25 protein-coding genes are annotated in these 25,043 nt (G+C 63.2%); 16 read left to right on the forward strand and 9 right to left on the reverse strand.

Annotated elements, in window-relative coordinates:
* On the reverse strand, positions 1-353 hold a 353-nt coding region (locus RT028_RS13250; RefSeq protein ID WP_312935481.1), incomplete at its 3' end, for an SDR family NAD(P)-dependent oxidoreductase.
* 318 nt (positions 354-671) lie between these two features.
* Here RT028_RS13250 and RT028_RS13255 point away from each other — a divergent pair.
* On the forward strand, positions 672-1,775 hold the full coding sequence (locus tag RT028_RS13255; protein ID WP_312935483.1) for an aminotransferase class I/II-fold pyridoxal phosphate-dependent enzyme: 1,104 nt from the start codon (positions 672-674) through the stop codon (positions 1,773-1,775).
* 71 nt (positions 1,776-1,846) lie between these two features.
* Here the strand turns inward: RT028_RS13255 and RT028_RS13260 are convergent, their stop codons facing one another.
* Together RT028_RS13260 and yaaA are read right to left on the reverse strand one after the other, a co-directional pair.
* Entirely contained in the window at positions 1,847-2,311 is a 465-nt protein-coding gene (locus RT028_RS13260) for a multidrug transporter (RefSeq protein ID WP_312935485.1), read from the reverse strand.
* A 114-nt stretch (positions 2,312-2,425) separates the two neighbouring features.
* Positions 2,426-3,205 (reverse strand): peroxide stress protein YaaA, encoded by a 780-nt coding sequence (gene yaaA / locus RT028_RS13265; protein ID WP_312935488.1) that lies wholly within the window; start codon positions 3,203-3,205, stop codon positions 2,426-2,428.
* 136 nt (positions 3,206-3,341) lie between these two features.
* Here yaaA and RT028_RS13270 point away from each other — a divergent pair, with 136 nt between their 5' ends.
* The 5 genes from RT028_RS13270 (at position 3,342) to moaE (ending at position 7,524) form a co-directional block, all read left to right on the forward strand.
* The gene (locus RT028_RS13270; protein ID WP_312935490.1) at positions 3,342-4,475 is read left to right on the forward strand and encodes a polysaccharide deacetylase family protein; all 1,134 of its coding nucleotides are present in this window, start codon (positions 3,342-3,344) and stop codon (positions 4,473-4,475) included.
* A 298-nt stretch (positions 4,476-4,773) separates the two neighbouring features.
* Positions 4,774-6,168, forward strand: a complete 1,395-nt coding sequence (locus RT028_RS13275) for a PhoH family protein (RefSeq protein WP_312935492.1) — start codon at positions 4,774-4,776, stop codon at positions 6,166-6,168.
* Positions 6,169-6,261: 93 nt separating this feature from the next.
* Entirely contained in the window at positions 6,262-6,735 is a 474-nt protein-coding gene (gene moaC / locus RT028_RS13280; RefSeq protein ID WP_312935493.1) for a cyclic pyranopterin monophosphate synthase MoaC, read from the forward strand.
* A gap of 94 nt (positions 6,736-6,829) precedes the next feature.
* On the forward strand, positions 6,830-7,075 hold the full coding sequence (locus RT028_RS13285) for a MoaD/ThiS family protein (RefSeq protein WP_312935495.1): 246 nt from the start codon (positions 6,830-6,832) through the stop codon (positions 7,073-7,075).
* Between the two features lie 2 nt (positions 7,076-7,077).
* Positions 7,078-7,524 carry a molybdopterin synthase catalytic subunit MoaE gene (moaE, locus tag RT028_RS13290; RefSeq protein ID WP_312935496.1) on the forward strand — a complete coding sequence of 149 codons (447 nt, stop codon included), beginning with the start codon at positions 7,078-7,080 and terminating at the stop codon, positions 7,522-7,524.
* A gap of 71 nt (positions 7,525-7,595) precedes the next feature.
* Here moaE and rhlB read toward each other — a convergent pair whose 3' ends face one another.
* The 3 genes from rhlB to algW form a co-directional block, all read right to left on the reverse strand.
* Positions 7,596-9,065, reverse strand: a complete 1,470-nt coding sequence (rhlB, locus tag RT028_RS13295) for an ATP-dependent RNA helicase RhlB (protein ID WP_312935497.1) — start codon at positions 9,063-9,065, stop codon at positions 7,596-7,598.
* Positions 9,066-9,232: 167 nt separating this feature from the next.
* The gene (locus RT028_RS13300) at positions 9,233-9,889 is read right to left on the reverse strand and encodes an alpha/beta fold hydrolase (RefSeq protein ID WP_312935499.1); all 657 of its coding nucleotides are present in this window, start codon (positions 9,887-9,889) and stop codon (positions 9,233-9,235) included.
* Between the two features lie 322 nt (positions 9,890-10,211).
* Positions 10,212-11,375, reverse strand: a complete 1,164-nt coding sequence (gene algW / locus RT028_RS13305) for a Do family serine endopeptidase AlgW (RefSeq protein WP_312935501.1) — start codon at positions 11,373-11,375, stop codon at positions 10,212-10,214.
* Positions 11,376-11,562: 187 nt separating this feature from the next.
* Here algW and RT028_RS13310 point away from each other — a divergent pair, with 187 nt between their 5' ends.
* The 5 genes from RT028_RS13310 to RT028_RS13330 all read left to right on the forward strand — a co-directional run bounded on the left by RT028_RS13310 (position 11,563) and on the right by RT028_RS13330 (position 17,763).
* Entirely contained in the window at positions 11,563-12,321 is a 759-nt protein-coding gene (locus RT028_RS13310; protein ID WP_312935502.1) for a Nif3-like dinuclear metal center hexameric protein, read from the forward strand.
* A 166-nt stretch (positions 12,322-12,487) separates the two neighbouring features.
* On the forward strand, positions 12,488-13,405 hold the full coding sequence (gene cysD / locus RT028_RS13315) for a sulfate adenylyltransferase subunit CysD (RefSeq protein WP_312935503.1): 918 nt from the start codon (positions 12,488-12,490) through the stop codon (positions 13,403-13,405).
* Positions 13,406-13,421: 16 nt separating this feature from the next.
* Entirely contained in the window at positions 13,422-15,323 is a 1,902-nt protein-coding gene (gene cysN, locus RT028_RS13320; RefSeq protein ID WP_312935505.1) for a sulfate adenylyltransferase subunit CysN, read from the forward strand.
* 752 nt (positions 15,324-16,075) lie between these two features.
* Positions 16,076-16,450, forward strand: coding sequence for a tail fiber domain-containing protein (locus RT028_RS13325; RefSeq protein ID WP_312935506.1), 375 nt, complete (start codon positions 16,076-16,078; stop codon positions 16,448-16,450).
* A gap of 116 nt (positions 16,451-16,566) precedes the next feature.
* Complete coding sequence (locus RT028_RS13330; RefSeq protein WP_312935507.1) at positions 16,567-17,763, forward strand: methionine gamma-lyase; 1,197 nt, start codon at positions 16,567-16,569, stop codon at positions 17,761-17,763.
* 60 nt (positions 17,764-17,823) lie between these two features.
* On the opposite strand, the gene RT028_RS13335 is transcribed toward RT028_RS13330, so the two are convergent.
* On the reverse strand, positions 17,824-18,261 hold the full coding sequence (locus RT028_RS13335) for a ZapG family protein (RefSeq protein ID WP_312935509.1): 438 nt from the start codon (positions 18,259-18,261) through the stop codon (positions 17,824-17,826).
* Positions 18,262-18,401: 140 nt separating this feature from the next.
* On the opposite strand from RT028_RS13335, the gene RT028_RS13340 reads away from it, so the two are divergent.
* The 3 genes from RT028_RS13340 to zapE all read left to right on the forward strand — a co-directional run bounded on the left by RT028_RS13340 (position 18,402) and on the right by zapE (position 21,589).
* Positions 18,402-19,037: an alpha/beta hydrolase gene (locus tag RT028_RS13340; RefSeq protein ID WP_312935511.1), complete on the forward strand. Its 636-nt coding sequence runs from the start codon at positions 18,402-18,404 to the stop codon at positions 19,035-19,037.
* A 24-nt stretch (positions 19,038-19,061) separates the two neighbouring features.
* Complete coding sequence (locus RT028_RS13345; RefSeq protein WP_312935512.1) at positions 19,062-20,411, forward strand: tryptophan--tRNA ligase; 1,350 nt, start codon at positions 19,062-19,064, stop codon at positions 20,409-20,411.
* A gap of 83 nt (positions 20,412-20,494) precedes the next feature.
* A complete protein-coding gene (gene zapE / locus RT028_RS13350) occupies positions 20,495-21,589 on the forward strand; it encodes a cell division protein ZapE (protein ID WP_312935513.1) in 1,095 nt (364 codons plus the stop codon).
* Between the two features lie 71 nt (positions 21,590-21,660).
* Here zapE and RT028_RS13355 read toward each other — a convergent pair whose 3' ends face one another.
* Both RT028_RS13355 and RT028_RS13360 read right to left on the reverse strand, forming a co-directional pair.
* The gene (locus RT028_RS13355; RefSeq protein ID WP_312935520.1) at positions 21,661-22,584 is read right to left on the reverse strand and encodes a GlxA family transcriptional regulator; all 924 of its coding nucleotides are present in this window, start codon (positions 22,582-22,584) and stop codon (positions 21,661-21,663) included.
* Between the two features lie 217 nt (positions 22,585-22,801).
* Positions 22,802-23,842 (reverse strand): NADP(H)-dependent aldo-keto reductase, encoded by a 1,041-nt coding sequence (locus RT028_RS13360; RefSeq protein ID WP_312935515.1) that lies wholly within the window; start codon positions 23,840-23,842, stop codon positions 22,802-22,804.
* A 258-nt stretch (positions 23,843-24,100) separates the two neighbouring features.
* Between RT028_RS13360 and rplM the strand changes: the two genes are divergently transcribed.
* Together rplM and rpsI are read left to right on the forward strand one after the other, a co-directional pair.
* Positions 24,101-24,529, forward strand: a complete 429-nt coding sequence (gene rplM / locus RT028_RS13365) for a 50S ribosomal protein L13 (protein WP_312935517.1) — start codon at positions 24,101-24,103, stop codon at positions 24,527-24,529.
* Between the two features lie 14 nt (positions 24,530-24,543).
* Positions 24,544-24,936: a 30S ribosomal protein S9 gene (gene rpsI / locus RT028_RS13370; protein ID WP_312935518.1), complete on the forward strand. Its 393-nt coding sequence runs from the start codon at positions 24,544-24,546 to the stop codon at positions 24,934-24,936.
* Positions 24,937-25,043: the final 107 nt, after the last annotated feature.

The raw sequence follows: 25,043 nt of genomic DNA on the forward strand, positions 1-25,043 counted from the left end.
AGCAGCGGGAACAGCGCGCGGGTCACCGCCACCATGGCGAACACGTTGGTTTCGAACTGGGCGCGCAGGACGCTGGCGCCGCCATCGAGTAACGGCCCCATTGCGCCGAAGCCGGCATTGTTGACCAGCACATCGAGGCTTGCGCCGCGCGCCTGCAGCTCATCGGCCAGCGTGGCCAAGGCCTGGGCGTCGTTCACGTCCAGCGCCCGGGCGGTGAACCCTGCGCTGGCCAGGCGCTCGACATCGCCGGCCTTGCGCGCCGTTGCCCAGACCTCGAACCCGCCGTCACGAAAGGCCTCGGCCAGGGCGCGGCCAATGCCGCTGGAACAACCGGTGATCAGAACAGTGGGCATGGTGGCAAACCGTGGGGCAGGGAGGGCGGCCAGTGTGGCAGAGCGCGACGGGGAATGCTGCGACTGCGATGCGGCGCCTGCGCCTGAGCGGTCCGGCACCACAGGTCGCCGTGTCCGCACTACCCCCTTGGCGGGCCATCCTGATTGCGCGGTGCGCCATCTCTTGGGGAGTCTGGCGTAATCGCCAGGTGATTGGCTGGCGCATCGGCCACACTGCAAACACGGCGTGCTCCCAACAGCGGTATGGCCGCTGGCCACCCTAAAGATCATGGCGGTCGAGGCGTTCTCCAGACATCGAAGCCAAGGAGGTAACGCACCATGGAAGGCCTTTCTCGTCGTCGCCTGGTCGGGTTGACCGCTGCGCTGCCGCTGCTTGGCCAGGTCAGTTGGGCAGCGTCTGCGCCGGACACCGACGCCCCGGGCGCAGCCCAACTGCCTGTGCGCCTGAATTTCAACGAAAGCCCCTGGGGGCCCAGTGCCAGCGCCCGCGCAGCCATGCACGAGGGGATCGCCGGCTGCGGCCGCTACCCGTATCCGTTGCAGTACGCGTTGATCGACACCTTCGCGCGCCAGCACGCTGTACCCGAGGACAACGTGCAGGTGTTCTGCGGCTCGAAGCTCGCGCTGCAATACGCCGTGCATGCCTTCACCGGTGCCCGCAGCCTGGTGGTGCCCGAACCCTCCTACGAAGCCCCGGTCGATACCGCCCAGACACGCGATACCACGGTGCATGCGGTGGCCCTGGATGCGCGGCATGCGCATGACGTGGATGCCATGCTTGCGGTCAGGCCGGCACCGGGCATGATCTATGTCTGCAACCCCAACAATCCCACCGGCACGGTGACGCCGGCTGCTGCGCTCGAGCGTCTGATTGCCAAGGCGCCGAGCGACACGGTGGTGGTTGTCGATGAGGCCTACATCCACTTCAGCGACGCCCCCAGCTGCATCCCTCTGGTCAAGGCACACGCCAACCTGCTGGTGCTGCGCACGTTCTCGAAGCTGTACGGCATGGCCGGTGCGCGCGTAGGCCTGGCCATCGGCCAACCGGCCTTGCTCGAAGCACTGGAGGCGTTCGACGGCTACAACGTCGCCGCCGAACCGAGCCTGCGCGGCGCCTTGGCCAGCCTGCAATGCACAGGCCTGGTGGCGCAGCGCAAACAGGACAACCAGCGCCTGCGCGATGCCACGGTGAACCGTCTGACGGCGGCCGGTTGGCGCTGTACGGCGTCCCAGGCCAACTGTTTCATGGTGGACGTGCGTCAGCCCGCAGACGCTGTGGTCAAGGCGCTGGCTGAGGCGCAGGTCAAGGTGGGGAGGGTGTGGTCGAGCTGGCCGACCTGGATCCGCGTCAGCGTGGGCGACGCCGCGCAGATGCAGCATTTTGAAGCGGCGCTTTTCCAGGTCCTGGGCCAGGCAGAGTAAAGAGTTCAGATGCACTGAGTGAACGTAATACCGCTGCTGTATTCAACGCCGACGCTGCGTCCGAATGCGGCTCAGTTGGCAAAGCTGCCCTGCAGGTGCTCGGCGCGAAACGCCAGGGTTTGCGCGCGGTAGCCTGAGCGCAGCGGCGGCAGCGGCAGGCAGTCGCGCCACTGGGCGCCGGGCTGCAGCTCGCCAGGGCCGCGATAGCGCGGCGCGCTGTACGTGCTCTCGGCGAGGTTGACGGTATCGCCCGGCGCGTGGGCAGCGACCCGCCAGCGCAGTTCGGTCAGGGGGACTGCGTTGGCGTTGGTCAGTTGCACCTGCAACGGACGATCGGCCGGACACTGTTCGGGGGCATAGCTCAGACGCAGGTCGAGCCGCGCCAGTTGCGAGGCTTCACGGTTGTCCTGCCAGACCACCCACAACGCCACCAGGCCGAGCCCAGCGACCGCCGCCAAAGACAGCGGGAACGCCTTTTGCGGGTAGCGCAACAGCAGAACCAGCCAGGTGAGAAGGAGCAGCGCGCCGATGAGCATGGAGTGCGGGCCTGGGGTGGGAAGTGTTGCCCATCCTAGCCGCATTTGCGCCCGCGCTCAAAAGCGCCGGGGCGTGGTCAGCGAGGGTGGCGTCTCGCAGCCTGCAGCTGTGCCTCAGGCCGGCGGTTCATCGCGCAGAAACACCAGATGGTCCGGCCTGGACTGCTCGGCGCTGTAGTAGTAGCCCTGCTCGTCGAACTGGCGCAGGTGCTGGGGCTCGCTGATGCGCTGCTGGATCACGAAGCGGCTCATCAAGCCGCGAGCCTTCTTGGCATAGAAACTGATGATCTTGTGCTGGCCGTTCTTCCAGTCCTTGAAATCGACGTTGATCACCCGCGCTTGCAGCGTGCTGCGCTTGACCGCGCTGAAGTATTCATTGCTGGCCAGGTTCAGCAGCAGGTCGTCGCCCTGTTCGGCCAGGGCCTGGTTGAGCCACTGGCTGATGCGCGTGTCCCAGAACGCGTAGAGGTCCTTGCCGCGCGGGTTGGCCAGCTTGGTGCCCATTTCCAGGCGATAGGGTTGCATCAGGTCAAGGGGGCGCAGCAGGCCGTACAGGCCCGAGAGCATGCGCAGGTGGTCCTGGGCGTAGCTGAAGTCGTCCTCGCTTAGGCTTTGCGCATCCAGACCCGTGTACACGTCACCCTTGAACGCAAGCAACGCCTGTTTGGCGTTGGCCGGGCTGAACTCGGCGCTCCAGCTACCAAAGCGGGCAGCGTTGAGGCCGGCCAGCTTGTCGGACAGGTGCATCAGCTCGCTGATCTGCGCAGGGCTCAGCTCACGTAGCTGCGCGATGAGCAACTCGGAATGTTCGAGGTGCTGCGGCAGGGTGAAACGCTCGGTCACCGGCGGGGTGTCGTAGTCGAGGGTTTTGGCGGGGGAAATCACCGTCAGCATCGGTTGGGCTCCTGAAGTCAATCGAACGATTCTACGGGCCTTGCGCTTTTAGTCCAGATCAGCGGAGCGACAAACGCAGACCCTGGCCGGGCCAGGCGCTATAGTGCGGGCCATGCTTTTTGCGGAGTGACCGATCGTGCGCATTGCCCTGGGCCTGCTGGCCGGCCTGTTGAGCCTGGCCGTGCATGCCGCGCCTGCCTCGCCTTATGCCAGCCTGGATCGCACGTTGTGGCCCGAGTCGCTCGACAGCCCGGTGCTGTTCGATGTCGCCTCGCGCGCCGAGATCCTGTCCTTTGCCCGCGCCCTGCAGGCCAGCGAGCAACTGGACGAACCGGCCCTGGCAGCGCGCCTGGGGCTGCGGCAGATCAACCTGCAGAAAGTCCGCGCCGTACGCGCACGGCTGTGGCTGCGGCTGTGGGAAAACTACCAGCAGGCGCACCTGAGTTGCGAGCAGGACGCCTCGTTCTGCTACCCGCTGGAAAGCCTGGACGAGCTGCGCGCCCAGGCTGCCGATTTCGCCAGCGATGTCGGCGAGTTCTACAGCGGCTGGGTCGAACCCAGTTATCGCTTTCACCAACGTTACCTCGACGAGCAGCTGCGCAAGGCGGCCTTGCTGGGCCAGACCTCCAGTGAAGTCGAGCGGCTGTCTGCGGCCGAGCGGGCAGGCGATGAGCTGAACGATCGGGTCTTCCTGCTGACCTTCGTCGGTGGTCCGGGCCCGGCGGGCGGCAGCACCGATGACCTGACCGACTATCTGCGGCGCCAGCAGGTGCAAGGCACGTTCTTCGTGCTGGGCAACCGCTTGCAGCAGCGCCGGGCGGCCACCTCGGTTGCGGCGCTGAGCACGCTGTACGCCCGGCAGTGTGTGGGCATTCAAGGCTGGGAGTATCGCTCCCACGCCCAGTGGCAGGGCTGGCAGGATTCGTTGCGGCGCAGCCAGGCCCGCGTGCAGGCGGACCTGCCAGCGCACTACGTGCCGCTGTTCCGACCGCCCTATGGGCAACGGCGCAGCGACGGCGAAGGCTTCATGCTCAGCCAGGGGCTGCAGGTGTCGTTGTGGGACATCGACGCCCAGGATGACGGCCCGCTCGACAGCGAGGCTTCGGCGCAGCGGGTGCTGACCCTGATGCTGTTGTGGCGCAAGGGGGTGCTGCAGTTTCACGACACCTTGCCCAAGGCGCAGCCGGCCGTGCAATGGCTGCTGGAGCACACGGCGCAGAGCGGCTTGGGTTGGGAGGACTGCCAAGGTTATGGCGCGCGAGGGCGTTGAGCGGAGGGTTGAGCCGTCAGCACTTGCCCTTTCACTCTAGCCGTCTGTTGGCAGCGCGCAAGCCCGCTCAGTCGATCGGAAAAATAAACTTCACATGCGCGTAAAATTACTTTTTTCCGTCATATGTTTTGCGGTATGAAAGAGGCAGACAGCCGATTCCTGCAGCACAGGTGGCGTCATCCAGACCCCCTTGCCAGGATGTGCCCCCCGCCCGTAACGACGCGGATACGGGGAGAACGGCCGTCAACTTGCAGCGCAGCGGCACGCGCTACGTGGCTTCGATATAAGGTGAACGAGTATGGATGACCAAGGACGCACCCCTTCCTCCAGCAAGCCAATCCTGTATGTCCTCGATACCAATGTCCTGATTCACGATCCCAATGCCTTACTCAATTTCGAGGAGCACCACGTCGCTTTGCCGATGACGGTGCTGGAGGAACTCGACAAGCTCAAGACCGGCAAACAGTCCGTCGCCGCAGACTGTCGCCAGGCCATCCGCCTGATTGACCAGACCCTGGGCGATGCGTCGCCCAGCGCAGTCGAGCAGGGCGTTCCGATCCAGCGCGGCAAGAGTGGCCCCAAAGGTTTCCTGTCGATCCTGATGAGCCCGCGCAACGAGCCCAACCGCCTGCTGCCCGAGCACCTCAACGACAACATCATCATCAACCAGCTGCTGGAACTGCGCGCCAAACGCGCAGACCTGGACGTCGTGCTGGTCACCAAAGACATCAACATGCGCCTGAAGGCGCGCGCCTGCGGCATCGCCGCCGAAGACTACAGCACCGATCAACTGGTCGATGATGTGTCACTGCTGTCGAAGGGCTATCACTCGGTCCCAGGCTCGTTCTGGGACCGCGTCAGCAAGGTCGACACCCGTCAGGAGCGCGGCCGGACCTGGCACCGGGTGCAGCTGGCAGAACCCTTGCCAGCGGTGCACATCAATGAATTCATCATCGATGAACAGGGCTTCGTGGGCTGGATCAAGGGCACCCGCGATGGCGAACTGCTGTTGCTCGACCTGCACCAGGAACCGCTGCTGCACCAGGAAGCCTGGGGCCTGAAACCGCGTGACATCCACCAGAGCCTGGCACTGCTGGCGTTGCTCGATCCGGACATTCATCTGGTCAACCTCACGGGTGCCGCGGGCTCGGGCAAAACCATCCTGGCCCTGGCCGCCGCCATCGAACAGACCATGGTCAGCAAGCGTTACCGGCGCATCATCGCGACCCGCAGCGTGCAGGGCCTGGACCAGGAAATCGGCTTCCTGCCGGGCACCGAGGCCGAGAAGATGGAACCCTGGCTGGGCGCCATCACCGACAACCTCGAAGCCCTGCACATGGACGACGAAAGCACCCATGGCAGCGTCGAATACATCCTCGAACGCGTACCGCTGCAGTTCAAATCCCTCAACTACATTCGTGGCCGCAGCTTCCAGCAGAGCCTGATCCTCATCGACGAGTGCCAGAACCTCACCCCGCACCAGATCAAGACCATCATCACCCGTGCCGGCACGGGTTCCAAAGTGGTCTGCCTGGGCAACCTGGCGCAGATCGATACGCCCTATCTGTCCGCGCCGAGCTCGGGCCTGACCTACCTCACTGAGCGCTTCAAGGACTTCCCCCACGGCGTGCACATCACCCTGCAAGGGGTGCCACGTTCGGTCCTGGCCGAATACGCCGAGTCACACCTGTAGCCACAAACATCGGGCGGCTTGCCGCCCGATTTTTCCCCTGTTCTACACGGCCCTTGGCGTTACACTGCCGGTTCCCTTCACAGGAGCAGAGCAGTGCTGACACACCTTGATTCCCAGGGGCGGGCCAACATGGTCGACGTCACCGAGAAAGCCGTGACCGCGCGTGAAGCCGTGGCGCAATCCCGTGTGCGCATGTTGCCGCAAACCCTGCGCATGATCGTCGATGGCCAGCATCCCAAGGGCGACGTGTTCGCCGTGGCGCGCATTGCCGGCATTCAGGCAGCCAAGAAAACCAGCGATCTGATCCCGTTGTGCCATCCGTTGATGCTCACCAGTGTCAAGGTCGAGCTGAGCGCCGACGGTGAGGACGCCGTGCTCATCCAGGCCCGCTGCAAGCTGGCCGGGCAGACCGGCGTCGAGATGGAAGCGCTGACCGCCGCCAGCGTGGCCGCCTTGACGATCTATGACATGTGCAAGGCCGTGGACAAAGGCATGGTCATCGAACAGGTGCGCTTGCTGGAAAAGCGCGGTGGCAAGAGCGGCGATTTCCAGGCGGATGCCTCATGAACAGGCGGTCGGTAGGCATCAGCAGGGTGATCGAGCAGGTGCGCGTGCTGCACAAGGATGACGGGAAGAGCGGTTATTGCCAGGTGGAGGCGTCATGAAGGTGCAGGTGGTGTACTTCGCTCGCTACCGTGAGCACCTGGGTCTTGAGGGGGAAGCGCTGGAAGGCGATTTTGCCGTTCTGGATGACCTGCGTCAGGCCTTGCTAGCCCGGGGTGAGGGCTATGCGGTGCTCGCCGAACAGAACCTGATGTGCGCGCGCAACCAGGAGCTGTGCCGCCTGGGCGAGCCCCTTGCCGAGGGTGATGAAGTGGCGTTCTTCCCGCCGGTCACGGGAGGTTGAGCATGGCTGTACGGGTGCAGCAGGCGGCCTTCGATCCGGGCCTGGAAGTCAATGCCCTGCACGCGGCCAATGTCGGGGTGGGCGCGGTGGTGAGCTTCGTGGGTTATGTACGCGACTTCAACGACGGGCGGGAGGTCGCGGGCATGTTCCTTGAACACTACCCCGGCATGACCGAAAAGGCGCTGGAGAAAATCGTGGTCGAGGCCCAGGAACGCTGGCCATTGCTCAAGGTCGAGGTACTGCACCGCATCGGAGCGCTCGAACCCGGCGAGCCGATCGTGTTCGTCGGCGTCGCCAGTGCCCACCGCCAGGCCGCGTTCGAGGGCTGTGATTTCATCATGGATTACCTGAAAACCCGCGCGCCGTTCTGGAAGAAGGAAACGACCGCAGAGGGACCGCGGTGGGTCGAGGGCAAGCAGAGCGACCAGGATGCTGCGCGACGCTGGTAAACGTGCTGGACGTTGTCAGAGGGCCTGCTCAGCGCACAACGCAGATGCTGATTGCAGGCCCTGTCGTCTCTCTACGGCGCCTTGCGCACCACCGGTTTGAGCAACGCCTCCGGCGGCATTTCGCACTTGATCTTGCGCCCCAGCAGTGCCTCGATGGCCGGCAACTGGTACGAGTCATCTTCCCCGGCAAAGCTGATCGACACGCCACTGGCCCCGGCGCGGCCGGTGCGGCCGATGCGGTGAACATAGTCGTCCGGGTCTTCGGGCAGGGTGAAGTTGATCACGTGGCTGATGCCGTCGATATGAATGCCACGCCCGGCCACATCGGTGGCCACCAGTACCGTCACGCGGCCTTCGCGGAAGTTTTCCAGCGTGCGGATACGCTTGTGCTGCGGTACGTCGCCCGACAGCTGCGCCGCGTTGATGCCATCGCGCACCAGGCGTTCCTCGATGCGCCGCACTTCATCCTTGCGGTTGGCAAAAACCATCACGCGCGGCCAGCCGCTCTGCGTGACCAGGTTGTACAGCAGCGTGTACTTGTCGCTACCGGCCACGGCGTAGACATGCTGCTCGACCGTGTCGCTGGCCACGTTTTCCGGCTCGATCTCGACGATGGCCGGGTCGGTGGTCCACTGCTTGGCCAGGTTCATCACATCCTCGGTAAAGGTCGCGGAGAACAGCAGCGTCTGGCGTTCGGACTTGGGCGGGGTCTGACGGATGATCTGGCGAACCTGCGGGATGAAGCCCATGTCGAGCATGCGATCGGCCTCGTCCAGCACCATCACTTCGACCATGTCCAGGTGCACCTCGCCGCGCTGGTGGAAGTCCATCAGGCGGCCTGGTGTGGCCACGAGGATGTCGCAGTGGCGAGCTTCGAGGGCCTTGAGCTGCTTGTCGAAATCCATGCCGCCGACGAAGGTCATCACGTTCAGGCCGCTGTATTTGGTCAGCGCTGCGGCATCCTTGGCGATCTGCACCACCAGTTCACGAGTCGGGGCGATGATCAGCGCGCGCGGTTCACCCATGAAGCGTTCCTTGGGCGGTGGCGTCTGCTGCAACTGGGCGATGATCGAGATCAGGAACGCCGCCGTCTTGCCAGTACCGGTTTGCGCGCGGCCGATGGCGTCCTGGCCACGTAGCGTATACCCCAGCACCTGCGCCTGGATCGGCGTGCAGTACGGGAAGCCCAGGTCGTGAATGGCATGCATCAGGGTGTCGGACAGCTTGAAGTCATGGAAGCGCGTCTTGCCTTCTTCCGGTGCGACGACGAAGTCTTCCAGCTTCCACAGTGAGGCCTGCGGCTTGGGCTTGCGTTCGCGGCGTGGCTTGGCCTTGCCGGCGGCGGGCGCGTCCTGCGTGACGACTGCCTGCACAGCAGCAGGTTCGACTGGCGCCGGCTGAGCTGCAGGAGGCGTCGGGGAAGAGGGCGGGGATACCGGCTCAGGGGCGGCCGGCGGCGTTTGCATCACGGGGGCAGCGGGCGCGACGGCCTGAGCGGCGGCCTCTTCCTTGCCAAATAGTTTTTTGAGTGCCTTGAGCACGATCGTCTCATCAACTGGTTAAGGAATGTACGCCGGGCAGTGTAAAGCAAGTTCCGTGCGCGGCGTAGTACAGGGCGGGGAGAACTACAAACCCCCGGTCGGGCGAGCGCTGGCGCGAGCTCAGCCGGCGCCGGATCAGCGCCGTTGTGCAAGGGGGCCGTCAATGCCTAGCGCAGACGCGCTGCCAACCAGGTGTAGATGTCCTGGATTTCCTCGGGCAGCACTTGATGTTCCATCGGATACTCTTCCCAGCTTGCCTCGACGCCCCAGCGCTTGAGGTGCTCGAAGGCGGTGCGGCCCATGGACGGGATCACCACCGGGTCGTGCACCCCGTGCAGGCACAGTGCGGGGGTGCGTTGCTGGCAGGCGCTGAGCTGGTGCTCGTCGCTGAACGTGGGCGCGTAGGTCGACAGCGCCAACACCCCGCCCAGGGCCTCCTGCCATTTCACGTAGGCGGTATGCAGCACCACCGCACCGCCTTGGGAGAAACCGGCCAGGACGATGCGCGACAGGTCGATGCCCTTGCTGCGCTCGGCGTCGATCAGGGCGATGACCTGCTCGGCGGATTCGTCGAGTTCAGCTTCATTGATCGCCCGCGCCGGGCTCATGGCCTTGATGTCGTACCAGCTCGGCATGGCGTAGCCGCCGTTGATGGTCACGGCACGTGTGGGCGCCTGGGGCATGATGAAGCGGGTGCTGAGCAGGCCTTCCTGCAAGGCCTCGGCCACGGGCAGGAAGTCGTAACGGTCGGCGCCCAGGCCATGCAGCCAGATGACGCAGGCGTCGGCGGTTTTCTGCGGTTCAAGCATCAGCGGTTCGGTCATGTGTGCTCCAGGCAGTGGGCGTTTTCGGGCTCAAGTGCAAGAAAGCGCCGGCCAATAGGTCTGTTGAACAAAAGCAGGCTGTAACCCTACACGTTTTGTCAGCGATAGGTGCAGGGGTGCGACGCTGTTCATTCAAGCGATTGGGGCCGCCTTGCGGCCCATCGCGGCTAACCGGAGCGCCGGACCGGCCGCTCCCACAGGGCCATGTCCCGATTACGCTTCCGTGGGAGCGGCTTTAGCCGCGATGGGCTGCAGAGCAGCCCCAATTGATATCGATTCAGCTTAAGTGAACAACATTAGGGTGCAGGGGAGGGCTTGGAGCCTACTTCTCTTCTTTCTTGACCACCGGCGCTGGCGGTGGGCGCAGACCGACCTCGGCGATCAGCTTGAGCTGCTTGCCGTTGCGCATCACCTCGATCGCCACCTTGTTGTTCGGCTTGATCCGCGCCACCTGGTTCATCGACTTGCGCCCGTCACCTGCCGGCTCGCCATTGATGTTGAGGATCACATCACCCACCTGCAAGCCAGCCCGCGCGGCGGGACCCTCGCGGAAGATGCCCGCGATGACGATACCCGGACGGCCCTTGAGGCCGAACGACTCGGCCAGCTCCTGGCTCAGGGGCTGCACTTCGATGCCCAGCCAGCCGCGAATCACCTGGCCATGCTCGATGATCGACTTCATCACCTCCAGCGCAAGTTTCACCGGGATGGCGAAGCCGATGCCCTGCGAGCCGCCCGACTTGGAGAAGATCGCTGTGTTGATGCCGGTCAGGTTGCCATTGGCATCGACCAGTGCACCGCCGGAGTTGCCCGGGTTGATGGCCGCATCGGTCTGGATGAAGTCTTCGTAGTTGTTCAGCCCCAGCTGGTTGCGCCCCGTGGCGCTGATGATGCCCATGGTCACCGTCTGGCCGACGCCGAACGGGTTGCCGATGGCCAGCGACACATCGCCGATGCGCAGGGTGTCGGAACGGCCGATGGTGATGGCGGGGAGGTCCTTGAGGTCGATCTTGAGCACGGCAAGATCGGTCTCCGGGTCGCTGCCGATGACCCGGGCCAGGGTCTCGCGGCCATCCTTGAGCGCCACCACGATCTGGTCGGCACCGCTGGTGACGTGGTTGTTGGTCAGCAGGTAGCCCTCGCGGCTCATGATCACCGCCGAGCCCAGGCTCGATTCCCAGCGCCGCTGCTTGGGCAGGTTGTCGCCGAAAAAGCGGCGGAACTGCGGGTCTTCGAACAGGGGGTGGGCCGCGTTCTTGTTGACCACCTTGGTGGTGTACAGGTTGACCACCGCCGGCGCTGCGGTGGTGACGGCATCGGCGTAGGACACCGGGCCCTGCACCATCTGCGTGGTCTGCGGCGCCTGCTGCAGGTTGACGTCCTGGCTGGGCAGGCCCACCCATTGCGGAAAGCGCTGGATGACCAGCAGTGCGATCAAGATCCCGGTGAGAAGGGGCCAGCCAACGTAACGCAAAGCCTTGAGCATCGAACGAATCCTGGGAGGAGGGCAGAGGCCGCCGTGCGGGTGGGTCCGGGCTCGGGCGCCCATCCACTTCACGCGGCGGCGAGCCCTGAACGGCCACGGTGTTCCCGGGGCGCTCAGCGGCTCATAATGGCCGGCATTATACGGGCAGTGCGTCCGTCACCAATGCAGATTTCAAGGAGATTTTTCCATGGCTGTCGCTCTCGATACGTTAGTTGCTGAAGCCGAACGCTACTTGGCCTGTAAGAATTTTCAGGACTACTGCCCTAACGGCTTGCAGGTCGAGGGGCGCCCGCAGGTCAGGCGCATCGTCAGCGGTGTCACGGCCAGCCAGGCATTGCTGGACGCAGCGGTCGCCGCCGACGCTGATCTGGTGCTGGTGCACCATGGCTATTTCTGGAAAGGCGAAAATCCGTGCATCACCGGCATGAAACAGCGTCGCCTGAAGACGCTGTTCAAGCACGACATCAGCCTGCTGGCGTTCCACCTGCCGCTGGACGTGCACCCTGAGGTCGGCAACAACGTCCAGCTCGCTCACCAGCTGGGCATTGCCGTGGAGGGGCCGCTGGACCCGGATGACAAGCGCGTGGTCGGCCTGCTGGGCTCGCTGGCCGAACCCGTGTCGCCCCGCGACTTTGCCCGCCGCGTGCAGGAAGCGCTGGGCCGCGAGCCGTTGTTGATCGACGGCGAGCAGATGATCCGCCGGGTAGGCTGGTGCACCGGCGGCGGCCAGGGCTACATCGACCAGGCCATCGCTGCCGGCGTGGACCTGTTCATCAGCGGTGAGGCGTCTGAACAGACCTTCCACAGCGCCCGCGAGAACGGCATCAGCTTCATCGCCGCCGGCCACCACGCCACCGAGCGCTACGGCGTGCAGGCGCTGGGCGATTACCTGGCTCGGCGTTTCGCCGTGGAGCACCTGTTCATCGATTGCCCCAACCCGATCTGAACCGCCAGGCGCTACGGTCTACGGGCGTTGCAGGCCAAACCGGCAGTCATATGGTTAGACCTTTTCGATCTAGCCCGGCGCCTAAATAGAAGCGGTCGCTGTGATAGAGTGCCTCGCTCGAACACGGCCCGCAGGCCGTCCATAAGATCGTTTTTCGTGAGTAGCCATGGTCGACAAACTGACGCACTTGAAACAGCTGGAGGCGGAAAGCATCCACATCATCCGCGAGGTGGCCGCCGAGTTCGACAACCCGGTCATGCTGTACTCGATCGGCAAGGATTCCGCCGTGATGCTGCACCTGGCGCGCAAGGCCTTCTTCCCAGGCAAGCTGCCGTTTCCGGTGATGCACGTCGACACCCAGTGGAAATTCCAGGAGATGTACCGTTTCCGCGACAAGATGGTCGAGGAAATGGGCCTGGAGCTGATCACCCACGTCAACCCCGAAGGGGTCGCGCAGGGCATCAACCCGTTCACCCACGGCAGTGCCAAGCACACCGACATCATGAAGACCCAGGGCCTCAAGCAGGCGCTGGACAAGCATGGTTTCGACGCCGCCTTCGGCGGTGCGCGCCGCGATGAAGAGAAGTCCCGCGCCAAGGAGCGCGTCTACTCGTTCCGCGACAGCAAGCACCGCTGGGACCCGAAGAACCAGCGCCCGGAGCTGTGGAACGTCTACAACGGCAAGGTCAACAAGGGCGAGTCGATCCGTGTCTTCCCCCTGTCGAACTGGACCGAGCTGGACATCTGGCAGTACATCTACCTCGAAGGCATCCCGATCGTGCCGCTGTACTTCGCCGCCGAACGTGACGTGATCGAGAAGAACGGCACGCTGATCATGATCGACGACGAGCGCATCCTCGAGCACCTGTCCGAGGAAGAGAAGGCACGCATCGTCAAGAAGAAGGTGCGTTTCCGCACCCTGGGCTGCTACCCGCTGACGGGCGCGGTCGAGTCAGAGGCCGAATCGCTGACCGACATCATCCAGGAAATGTTGCTGACGCGGACTTCCGAGCGCCAGGGCCGGGTCATCGACCACGACGGCGCGGGCTCCATGGAAGACAAGAAACGTCAGGGCTACTTCTAATTTTCAGGGTCATTCCATGTCGCACCAATCCGATTTGATCAGCGAAGACATCCTCGCTTATCTGGCTCAGCACGAGCGCAAAGAACTGCTGCGGTTCCTCACCTGCGGCAACGTCGACGATGGCAAGAGCACCCTGATCGGGCGCCTGCTGCACGATTCCAAGATGATCTACGAGGACCACCTCGAGGCCATCACCCGCGACTCGAAGAAATCCGGTACCACCGGTGAAGAGATCGACCTGGCGTTGCTGGTCGACGGCCTGCAGGCCGAGCGCGAGCAGGGCATCACCATCGATGTCGCCTACCGCTACTTCTCCACCGCCAAGCGCAAGTTCATCATCGCCGACACCCCGGGCCACGAGCAGTACACCCGCAACATGGCCACCGGGGCCTCGACGTGCGACCTGGCGATCATTCTGGTCGACGCCCGTTATGGCGTGCAGACCCAGACCCGTCGCCACAGCTACATCGCTTCCCTGCTGGGCATCAAGCACATCGTGGTCGCGGTCAACAAGATGGACCTCAAGGGCTTCGATGAAGCCGTCTTCGAGTCGATCAAGGCCGACTACCTCGACTTTGCCGAGCGCATCGACCTGCAGCCGTCGAGCCTGCATTTCGTGCCGATGTCGGCGCTCAAGGGCGACAACGTGGTCAACCGCAGCGAGCGTTCGCCGTGGTACACCGGCCCTGCGCTGATGGAAATCCTCGAAACCGTGGAAGTGGCGGCCGACCGCAACTTCACCGACCTGCGCTTCCCGGTGCAGTACGTCAACCGTCCGAACCTGAACTTCCGTGGCTTCGCCGGCACCATCGCCAGCGGCATCGTGCACAAGGGTGACGAAGTGGTGGTGCTGCCCTCGGGCAAGAGCAGCCGGGTCAAGTCCATCGTCACCTACGAGGGTGAGCTGGAGAACGCCGGCCCTGGCCAGGCGATCACCCTGACCATGGAAGACGAGATCGACATCTCCCGCGGCGACCTGCTGGTGCATGCCGACAACGTGCCGCCGGTCACCGATCAGTTCGACGCCATGCTGGTGTGGATGGCCGAAGAGCCGATGCTGCCGGGCAAGAAATACGACATCAAGCGCGCCACCAGCTACGTGCCGGGCTCGATTGCCAGCATCGCCCACAAGGTCGATGTGAACACCCTTGAAAAGGGCGCAGCCAGCGCCTTGCAGCTCAACGAAATCGGTCAGGTGAAGGTCAGCCTGGACTCGTCGGTCGCGCTGGATGGCTATGACAGCAACCGCACCACCGGTGCCTTCATCGTCATCGACCGGCTCACCAACGGCACCGTGGGCGCGGGCATGATCATCGCGCCGCCTGTGCTGCCGCACGGTGGCACAGGCCAGCATGGCAAGACCGCTCACGTGGCCACCGAAGAGCGCGCGCTGCGCTTCGGCCAGCAGCCTGCCACTGTGCTGTTCAGCGGCCTGTCGGGTGCGGGCAAGAGCACCTTGGCCTACGCGGTCGAGCGCAAGTTGTTCGACATGGGCCGGGCGGTCTACGTGCTCGACGGTCAGAACCTGCGCCACGACCTCAACAAGGGCCTGCCGCAGGACCGCGCCGGACGTACCGAGAACTGGCGCCGCGCCGCGCATGTGGCGCGCCAGTTCAACGAAGCCGGCCTGCTGACCCTGGCGGCCTTCGTCGCGCCCGATGCCGAAGGCCGCGAGCAGGCCAAGGCCCTGATCGGGGCCGAGCGCCTGGTGACCGTCTACGTGCAGGCTTCGCCACTGGCTTGCCGCGCACGAGACCCGCAGGGGCTGTACGCTGCCGAAGGCGACAACATTCCGGGCGAGAGCTTCCCGTACGATGTGCCGCTGAATGCCGATCTGGTGATCGATACCCAATCGGCGAGCGTCGAGGACGGCGTCAAGCAGGTGTTGGATCTGTTGCGTCGACGTGGCGCGATCTAAGCGCTGACGTTGCATGAACAGACAACCCCGCTTCGGCGGGGTTGTCTGTTTTCGCGTGGACGTGATTCAGGGCCGTCAATTAAAGCAGTTGGCGCTGAGGTATTTCAGCTTCAGTTTCTTCTGTCCAAACCGTGCAACTCCTGCAAGCTGCCACAACGGGTTCGGTTGGGGTCCATGTCGCACTGAAACTGTTGGTCATTGGACGGCAAAGGCAATAACAAGCCGCCGATGGAGCAGGAAGAGAGCAGCAGCGTGCAGGCCAAAAGAATGAATTTCATTGGAAGTCCCCTGTTCTGGCCGAGAATCGTATCGCCGGCTTGAGCGCTTCGCTAGGCGAGATATAAGCGCAACGAGTAGGAGTATTTACTTAACTACGTAAGATGAATCTCTTATGTAGGACGCCATTGCCCATCCGTCACTTGACGTGAAAACAGCCGGCGACCGCTTGAAACCACGCAAATGCTGGCGTGGCATCCAGCGCTCGAGCAGGGTTGCAGGCGAATGAAATGCGCCGGTTAAACCCGCGGGCTGGGGGCGTGACAAGTCTTTTTGTCCGGTCGATCAGGCGTTGGGACGACTGGGCTGGCGTAGCAGATTGGCTGCGCGTGGAGTCCTCCCGAGTTATCAGAAAATACTTACCTGCTATTACCCTTTTCCTCAACCCGCTTCGGGAAATACGGACAGTGCCGAACGGCTCGATTCTTACAATTGTCGCTGTACGTTTTGTACATACAACAAGAGTGGAGCAGAACATGAAGTTCGGTATCAACAAGGCATTGTTCGCAGTCTCGCTGGCTGCCCTGACCGTACCCGCCATCGCAACCGCAGACGTGGGCCAGAAGTGCTGTCCGTTCAGCGACGAGTCGTTGAAACACTCGGTACAGCCGCTGGGCCAGGCGACACAGAAAGTCTTGCAACTGCGAGGGGTCGAATTCAAATGGAATGATTCGGGTCGTGAAGATGTAGGCCTGGTCGCGCAGAACGTCAATGACGTCTTTCCACAGCTGGTGCACAAGAACCAGGGGGTGATGACGGTCGACTATGAAAAGCTCGTTGCGCCACTGATCGAATCGGTCCGAGAGCTCAACGCACGCATCGAAGTGCTGGAAAAAACCAAGTCGCATTAATACACGTTTGCATGGCAGCGCGGCCTTGGCGGCGTTGCCAGCGCGATACCAGTGTTGGCAAGGCAGTACCGGTGCAGTGGCCTAAGCTTTGAGCAAACCACCGGAGGCACGATGCCATGCATGACGCCGACCAACGCCATGGTTTCAACACGCGAGCCATTCATCTGGGCTACGACCCTCAATCCCATCAGGGCGCGCTGGTGCCCCCTGTCTACCAGACCACGACCTTCGCATTCCCCACCGTCGAGCACGGCGCGGCCTGTTTTGCCGGGCAGGCTGACGGGTACTTCTATAGTCGGGTGTCCAATCCGACCCTGGCCTTGCTCGAAGCGCGCATCGCGTCGCTCGAAGGCGGCGAGGCCGGCCTCGCACTGGCCTCGGGCATGGGGGCAATCACCGCCACGCTGTGGACCCTGTTGCGCCCTGGCGATGAAGTGATCGTCGGTCAGACGTTGTACGGCTGCACCTTCGCTTTCCTGCACCATGGCATCGGTGAGTTCGGCGTCACGGTGCGCCACGTCGACCTGAGCGACGCCACGGCCGTGCAAGCGGCCATCAGCCCGCGCACGCGCATGATCTACTTCGAAACCCCGGCCAACCCCACCATGCAGTTGATCGATATCCAGGCCGTGGTACGGATTGCCCGGGGGCATGATGTGCGGGTGGTGGTCGACAACACCTACTGCACGCCCTACCTGCAACGCCCGCTGGAGTTGGGTGCCGATCTGGTGGTGCATTCGGCGACCAAGTACCTCAGTGGGCATGGCGACCTCAGCGCAGGGCTGGTGGTCGGCCGCAAGACATTGATCGACAGGATTCGCCTGCAAGGGCTCAAGGACATGACCGGCGCCGTGCTCGGCGCGCAGGAAGCCGCTTTGCTGATGCGCGGGCTCAAGACGCTGACGCTGCGCATGGATCGCCATTGCAGCAACGCCCAGGCGGTTGCGCAGTTCTTGCAGGCTCAGCCGCAGGTGGACGTGATCCATTATCCGGGGCTGCCCGGCTTCGGTCAGTTCGCGCTGGCCCAGCGGCAAATGCGCTTGCCCGGTGGCATGCTGGCGTTCGAGTTGAAGGGAGGGCTGGCCGTCGGGCAACGTTTCATGAACGCCTTGCAGCTGTTCACCCGCGCGGTCAGCCTGGGTGATGCCGAGTCGCTGGCGCAGCACCCTGCAAGCATGACTCACTCCAGCTACACGCCCGAGGAGCGCGCCGCGCATGGCATCTCGGAAGGTCTGGTACGGCTGTCGGTAGGGTTGGAGGATATCGAGGACCTGATCGCCGATCTCGAGCAGGCGCTGGCAGCCTGCACCTGACCCTGGTCAGGCGCCGGGCATGAAAAAGGCCGCTTGCGCGGCCTCGTTCACAGCAGTGGGTCAGTGTTTCAGACCGTAGCTTTCATCCAGCATACCCGGCGAGTTCGGCGCTTTCGGTGCGTAGTCGCGTGGCACTTCGGCGCTGTCGCGCGGTGGTGTCAGGCGGTCGCGATGATGGTGCGGTGCCTCGGAATGCAGTGCAGCCAGCAGACGCTGACGGGTGAGGTCATCGAGTGCCAGGCGATCGGCGCCTTCGGCCAGATGGTTCTGGACGTCCTGGTAGCTCTGAGTGAGACGGGTGACCAGCGTTGCGGTGCTGTTGAAGTGAGTGACCACTTCATTCTGATAACTGTCGAAGCGCTGCTGGAGATCATCCAGTTGACGCTGGGAACTGCTGGGGGCTGCGTTAGGCAGCAAACGTGCAGCAACAAAGCCGGCGACGACGCCAACCACCAATGCCAGGGTCGGCAACAACCAAACAAGGAGCGAGAGTTCCACGAGTCCTTCCTCTATAAACGGCTTTGCTTTACGTTAACGGCTCAGGCCTGCGCTGTATACCGCGAGCGATCGCAACTATCTCAGAACAGAATTCAATCCGCTAGACGAATCGACCCCTCCCCAGGTCACGGAGTAGTCCCTTGCTTGTCCGCGAAACCCCTTGCGTCATCGACGGTCCCGTCGGCCCCCTCGAAGCCTTGCACCTGGACGTCGCCGACGCGCGCGGCGTGGTGCTGATCTGCCACCCGAATCCGGTGCAGGGCGGCACCATGCTCAACAAGGTGGTCTCGACCCTGCAACGCACCGCCCGCGACGCCGGCTACAGCACCCTGCGCTTCAACTACCGGGGCGTCGGCCAGAGTGCCGGCAGCCATGACATGGGCGCGGGCGAGGTCGACGATGCCCAGGCTGCGGCGCACTGGCTGCGCGAGCAGCACCCGCAGCTGCCGCTGGTGCTGATGGGGTTCTCCTTCGGTGGTTTCGTGGCCACCAGCCTGGCGGGGCGTCTGGAGCAGGCGGGAATCGAGGTGGCGCAACTGTTCATGATCGCCCCGGCGGTGATGCGCCTGACCGAGCAGTTCCCGCTGCCAGAGCGCTGCCCGATCACCGTGATCCAGCCGGATGCCGACGAAGTCGTGCAACCCCAGTTGGTTTACGATTGGTCTGACGCACTGCCGCGTCCCCACGCCTTGCTGAAAGTGGCAGAATGCGGACACTTCTTCCATGGCAAGCTGACCGATCTGAAGGATCTGCTGTTGCCGCGCCTCTCGAACTGAGCCAAGCCTGACCAAGCGAACAACATGACTACGCGCATCCTTACCGGCATCACCACCACCGGCACCCCGCACCTGGGCAACTTTGCCGGCGCCATCGGCCCGGCCATTCGTGCCAGCCAGCAACCGGGCGTCGATTCGTTCTACTTTCTGGCCGACTACCACGCCCTGATCAAGTGCGATGACCCGCAGCGTATCCAGCGCTCGCGCCTGGAAATCGCGGCCACCTGGCTTGCCGGCGGTCTCGATCCGGACAAGGTCACCTTCTACCGCCAGTCCGACATTCCGGAAATCCCCGAACTGACCTGGCTGCTGACCTGTGTCGCGGCCAAGGGCCTGCTCAACCGTGCACATGCCTACAAGGCGTCGGTCGACAAGAACGTCGAGAACGGCGAAGACCCGGACGCCGGCGTCAGCATGGGCCTGTTCAGCTACCCGGTGCTGATGGCCGCCGACATCCTCATGTTCAATGCCCATCGCGTGCCGGTAGGCCGTGATCAGGTGCAGCACGTGGAGATGGCGCGCGACATTGGCCAGCGCTTCAATCACCTGTTCGGCAAGGGCACGGAGTTCTTCACCCTGCCGGAGGCGGTGATCGAGGAAAGCGTGGCGACGTTGCCGGGCCTGGACGGGCGCAAGATGTCCAAGAGCTACGACAACACCATCCCGCTGTTCTCCAGCGCCAAGGACATGAAAGACGCCATTTCGCGCATCGTCACCGACTCGCGTGCACCTGGCGAGGCCAAGGACCCGGACAACGCCCACCTGTTCACCTTGTACCAGGCGTTTTCCACGCCAGCGCAGTCCCAGGCCATGCGCGACGATCTGCTGCAAGGGCTGGGCTGGGGCGAGGCCAAGCAGCGCCTGTTCCAGCTGCTCGACGACCAGTTGGCGGCGCCGCGTGAGCGCTACCATCAACTGCTGGCCCGTCCTGCCGACCTTGAAGACATCCTGCTGGCCGGCGCCGCCAAGGCGCGCAAAACCGCTACCCCGTTCCTCGAGCAATTGCGTGAAGCCGTGGGCCTGCGCTCGTTCCGCAGCATCGTCGCGACGCCTGTCGAAACCGGCAAGAAGTCGGTCAAGAGCGCGCGTTTCATCAGCTTCCGCGAAGACGATGGCACCTTCCGTTTCCGCCTGCTGGCCGCTGACGGCGAGCAGTTGCTCCTGTCGCGGTCTTTTGCCGACGGTAAGAGCGCCGGTGCTGTGAGCAAGCAGCTGCAGCAGGGTGGAGACGTCGACGTGCGCGTCGAGGGCTCGAGTTTCAGCCTGTGGCTGGACGGTGAGCAGGTTGCCGAAGGGCCGTCCTTCGCTGACACCGCTGCCCGCGATGCAGCCGTTTTGCGCCTGCATGCCGCGTTGCAGCCCAGTGAAGGCTGAGACACATTGACGCAAGTCTCATTGCCATTACCCGGGGCCGTCGCTACAGTGACGGCCCGGTTTTGTTGCCTTGCTAACGAATTATGACGCCTCTAGAACGATACCAAGCAGATCTCAAACGCCCTGACTTCTTCCATGACGCGGCGCAGGAAACGGCGGTGCGTCACCTGCAGCGGCTGTATGACGACTTGATCGCAGCGCAGAACAACAAGCCGGGCCTGTTCGGCAAGCTGTTCGGCCGCAAGGAGCAGACACCGGTCAAGGGTCTGTATTTCTGGGGTGGCGTCGGTCGCGGCAAGACCTACCTGGTCGACACCTTCTTCGAAGCGCTGCCGTTCCCAGAGAAGATGCGCACCCACTTCCACCGCTTCATGAAGCGCGTGCACGAAGAAATGAAGACCCTCAAGGGTGAGAAAAACCCGCTGACGGTCATCGCCAAGCGTTTCTCGGACGAAGCGCGCGTCATCTGCTTCGATGAGTTCTTCGTCTCCGATATCACCGATGCCATGATCCTGGGCACCTTGATGGAGGAGCTGTTCAAGAATGGCGTCACCCTGGTGGCGACCTCGAACATCGTGCCTGACGGCCTCTACAAGGACGGCCTGCAGCGCGCACGGTTCCTGCCCGCCATCGCCATGATCAAGCAGCACACCGACGTGGTGAACGTCGACAGCGGTGTCGACTACCGCCTGCGCCACCTCGAGCAGGCCGAGCTGTTCCATTACCCGCTCAACGAAGCCGCCCAGGAAAGCCTGCGCCAGAGCTTCAAGGCGTTGACGCCCGATTGCACGCAGGCGGTTGAAAACGATGTGCTGATGATCGAGAACCGTGAAATCCACGCGTTGCGCACCTGTGACGATGTCGCCTGGTTCGACTTCCGTGCATTGTGCGACGGGCCTCGCAGCCAGAACGACTACATCGAGTTGGGCAAGATCTTCCACGCCGTGCTGCTGAGCAACGTCGAGCAGATGAGCGTCACGACCGATGACATCGCTCGGCGCTTCATCAACATGGTCGACGAGTTCTACGACCGTAACGTCAAGTTGATCATCTCTGCCGAGGTCGAGCTCAAGGACCTGTACACCGGTGGCCGGCTGAGCTTCGAGTTCCAGCGTACCCTGAGCCGTCTGCTCGAGATGCAGTCCCACGAGTTCCTGGCGCGCGCGCACAAGCCCTGATCCTGGCAGTGGTATTCATCGCCCACTGAAAAACCGGACGCCCGTCCGGTTTTTTCATGAGCGCTGCACATTCAAGAGGAGCCTGCCGAGGCCAGGCGCTCGCTGTCCTGCATGAACTGCTGACGGTACTGATTGGGTGACAGCTCGGTGTGCTGACGGAACAATCGCGCAAAGAAGCTCGCGTCGTCGTAGCCCACTTCATAGCTGATGGTCTTGATGCTCTTGCGGGTGCTCGACAGCAGGCCCTTGGCGGTTTCGATGCGCAGGCGCTGCAGGTAATGCAGCGGTTTGTCGCCGGTCGCACCCTGGAATCTGCGCATGAAGTTGCGAATGCTCATGCCGTGGTTGCGGGCCACGTCCTCGAAGCGGAACTTGTCGGCAAAGTGGTCTTCGAGCCAGTGCTGGATCTGCAGGATGATCAGGTCCTGGTGCAGTTTCTGTCCGCCAAAGCCCATTCGCCCCGGCGTGTAGTTGCGTTGTACTTCATAGAGGATGTCGCGCGCCACGGCCTGGGCCACATTGGCACCGCAGAACCGCTCGATCAGGTAGATGTACAGGTCGCAGGCCGAGGTGGTGCCGCCGGCGCAGTACAGGTTGTCGGCGTCGGTCAGGTGCTTGTCCTGATTCAGGCGCACGCGCGGGAAGCGTTCGGCGAAGCTGTTGAAGAATCGCCAGTAGGTGGTCGCTTCCTTGCCATCGAGCAGCCCGGCCTCGGCCAGCCAGAACACCCCGCTGGCCTCGCCACACAGCACCGCCCCTCGCGCATGCTGTGCGCGTAACCAGGGCAAGACCTGCGGTGCGCGGGCCAGGAGTGTGTCGAAATCGCCGGAAAACGCCGGGAGGATGATGACGTCGGCATCGTTCAGGCCGCCGTCGACCGGAATCCGGACCTTGCTGAAACTGTCCACGGGCTCGCCGTCGGGGCTGACCAGGCAGATGTCGAACATCGGCTGCTGGTTCAGGCCGAGCTGCTTGCTGTAGCGCAGGCTGGCCAGATGAAAGAAATCCTTGGCCTGCATCAGCGTCGAGGCGAACACATGGTCGGTAGCCAGGATGCTGACGCGCTGCAAGGTCGCGCTGGAGAGAGTGAGCGTCATCGTCGTTATTCTTATAGGGGAAAGTGGTCAATCACTGGCTGGATCGTCTTATCTTTTTGCGGGCGTGTCTAGCACGAGCCGGCAGGGAAGGGCGCCGAAGCGCCCGCCTGGGAAATCAGGGTGCCGGGTTGGGCTGGTCCTGATGGATGGCTTCGATAGCCGCCAGCAGTTCGTCGCTGAGGCGGATCTCGCTGCTGTCCAGGTTGCTCCTGAGCTGATCGGTGGTGGTGGCGCCGATGATGTTGCTGGTCACGAACGGCTGTTGGGTGACGAACGCCAGTGCCATGTGCACAGGATCGAGGCCGTGCTCGCGCGCCAGCTGAACGTAGCGGCTGCAGGCATTGACGGTCTGCGGGTTGGAATAGCGCGCGAAGCGGCTGAACAGCGTCAGGCGGGCGCCTTCGGGGCGCGCGCCCTGTTCGTACTTGCCCGACAGCATGCCGAAGGCCAGCGGCGAGTAGGCCAGCAGCCCGCATTGTTCGCGGATCGCCACCTCTGCCAGGCCCACTTCGAAGCTGCGGTTGAGCAGGTTGTAGGGGTTCTGGATCGACACGGCACGCGGCCAGCCCCGGCTTTCGGCCAGTTGCAGGAACTTCATGGTGCCCCACGGCGTTTCATTGGACAGGCCGATGTGGCGGATCTTGCCCGCGCGGACCTGCTCGTCCAGAACCTCCAGCGTTTCCTCGAGGGGGGTGAAGAGGTCGTTGGACTGGTGCTGGTAGCCCAGCTTGCCGAAGAAGTTGGTGCTGCGTTCCGGCCAATGCAACTGGTAGAGGTCGATGTGAGTGGTCTGCAGACGCTGCAGGCTGGCGTCGAGCGCCGCCACGATGTGCTGGCGGTTGAGCTTGAGCTGCCCGTCGCGGATGTGGCTGATGCCGTTGCCCGGCCCGGCGACCTTGCTCGCGAGGGTCCAGGCATCGCGATCGCCATGCTGGCGGAACCAGTTGCCGATGATCCGTTCGGTGGCAGCGTAGGTCTCGGGGCGAGGCGGGACCGGGTACATCTCTGCGGTGTCGATGAAGTTGACCCCGTGCTCACGGGCCATGGCGATCTGCTCGAACGCTTCGGCCTCGCTGTTCTGCTCGCCCCAGGTCATGGTGCCCAGGCACAGGGCGCTGACGGTGAGGTCGGTATGACCCAACTTGCGGTATTCCATGTGGCAATGTCTCCTGATGTGGATAGATGAACGATGCGGGTTGAAATTCTCCGGAAAATCTGGATAATTATGCGCCTTCGTGCGCTGCGGAAGTGATGCACCGCGTTGTACGAGAAACCTTTGCCGAATCTGGACGCGCCGACCCGAGCCCCCTATAGCGTCCGTATGCGGCTGCGTGCTTGACTTGTCAAGCGGCGCACTAACCAGTAAGATTCGCCGTCTTAATTTTCGCTGGGCGGCCTCTGAGGCTTTTAGAGAATGAAAACTTTTACTGCTAAACCGGAAACAGTAACGCGCGACTGGTTCGTCGTCGACGCCGCTGGTCAGACCCTGGGTCGTCTGTCCACCGAAATCGCTCGTCGTCTGCGCGGCAAGCACAAGGCCGAGTACACTCCTCACGTTGACACCGGCGACTACATCGTCGTCATCAACGCCGAGCAGGTACGTGTTACGGGTGCCAAGGCTACAGACAAAATGTACTACTCCCACTCCGGCTTCCCGGGCGGTATCAAGGAAATCAACTTCGAGAAGTTGATCGCCAAGGCCCCCGAGCGCGTGATCGAGACCGCGGTCAAAGGCATGCTGCCTAAGAACCCGCTGGGCCGCGACATGTACCGCAAGCTGAAAGTGTACGCGGGTGCTGCTCACCCACACACTGCACAGCAGCCTCAAGAACTGAAGATCTAACGGGATAGTCCATTATGTCGGCGACTCAAAATTACGGCACTGGCCGTCGCAAGACCGCAACCGCTCGCGTGTTCCTGCGTCCAGGTACTGGCAACATCTCCATCAACAATCGTCCTCTGGACACGTTCTTCGGCCGCGAAACCGCTCGCATGGTTGTTCGCCAGCCGCTGGAACTGACTGAGAACCTTGAGAAGTTCGACATCTACGTCACCGTTGCTGGTGGTGGTGTCAGCGGTCAAGCCGGTGCAATTCGCCACGGCATCACCCGCGCTCTGATGGAATACGACGAAGCCCTGCGTCCGGCCCTGCGCCACGCTGGCTACGTTACCCGCGATGCTCGTGAAGTCGAGCGTAAGAAAGTGGGTCTGCGTAAAGCGCGTAAGCGTCCTCAGTACTCCAAGCGTTAATCGCGCTTCGGCAGTCAAGAAAAGCCCGATTCCTTGGAATCGGGCTTTTTTTTGGTGCGCCAGGCATGGCGCGTCGCGCGCAAGCGCAACCCGCTTGGTTGTGGTGA

It is taken from the genome of Pseudomonas sp., from assembly GCF_032058845.1.
Classification (GTDB): domain Bacteria; phylum Pseudomonadota; class Gammaproteobacteria; order Pseudomonadales; family Pseudomonadaceae; genus Aquipseudomonas.

Bases quoted from the DNA above. Each gene is read 5' to 3' on its own strand.
- zapE (WP_312935513.1), top strand. From the start codon at position 20,495: ATGACGCCTCTAGAACGATACCAAGCAGATCTCAAACGCCCTGACTTC.
- algW (WP_312935501.1), bottom strand. From the start codon at position 11,375: ATGCTCAAGGCTTTGCGTTACGTTGGCTGGCCCCTTCTCACCGGGATC.
- cysN (WP_312935505.1), top strand. From the start codon at position 13,422: ATGTCGCACCAATCCGATTTGATCAGCGAAGACATCCTCGCTTATCTG.
- RT028_RS13260 (WP_312935485.1), bottom strand. From the start codon at position 2,311: ATGCTCATCGGCGCGCTGCTCCTTCTCACCTGGCTGGTTCTGCTGTTG.
- rplM (WP_312935517.1), top strand. From the start codon at position 24,101: ATGAAAACTTTTACTGCTAAACCGGAAACAGTAACGCGCGACTGGTTC.
- moaE (WP_312935496.1), top strand. From the start codon at position 7,078: ATGGCTGTACGGGTGCAGCAGGCGGCCTTCGATCCGGGCCTGGAAGTC.
- RT028_RS13330 (WP_312935507.1), top strand. From the start codon at position 16,567: ATGCATGACGCCGACCAACGCCATGGTTTCAACACGCGAGCCATTCAT.
- yaaA (WP_312935488.1), bottom strand. From the start codon at position 3,205: ATGCTGACGGTGATTTCCCCCGCCAAAACCCTCGACTACGACACCCCG.
- RT028_RS13310 (WP_312935502.1), top strand. From the start codon at position 11,563: ATGGCTGTCGCTCTCGATACGTTAGTTGCTGAAGCCGAACGCTACTTG.
- RT028_RS13360 (WP_312935515.1), bottom strand. From the start codon at position 23,842: ATGGAATACCGCAAGTTGGGTCATACCGACCTCACCGTCAGCGCCCTG.
- RT028_RS13325 (WP_312935506.1), top strand. From the start codon at position 16,076: ATGAAGTTCGGTATCAACAAGGCATTGTTCGCAGTCTCGCTGGCTGCC.
- RT028_RS13345 (WP_312935512.1), top strand. From the start codon at position 19,062: ATGACTACGCGCATCCTTACCGGCATCACCACCACCGGCACCCCGCAC.
- cysD (WP_312935503.1), top strand. From the start codon at position 12,488: ATGGTCGACAAACTGACGCACTTGAAACAGCTGGAGGCGGAAAGCATC.
- RT028_RS13255 (WP_312935483.1), top strand. From the start codon at position 672: ATGGAAGGCCTTTCTCGTCGTCGCCTGGTCGGGTTGACCGCTGCGCTG.
- RT028_RS13285 (WP_312935495.1), top strand. From the start codon at position 6,830: ATGAAGGTGCAGGTGGTGTACTTCGCTCGCTACCGTGAGCACCTGGGT.
- RT028_RS13300 (WP_312935499.1), bottom strand. From the start codon at position 9,889: ATGACCGAACCGCTGATGCTTGAACCGCAGAAAACCGCCGACGCCTGC.
- rpsI (WP_312935518.1), top strand. From the start codon at position 24,544: ATGTCGGCGACTCAAAATTACGGCACTGGCCGTCGCAAGACCGCAACC.
- RT028_RS13275 (WP_312935492.1), top strand. From the start codon at position 4,774: ATGGATGACCAAGGACGCACCCCTTCCTCCAGCAAGCCAATCCTGTAT.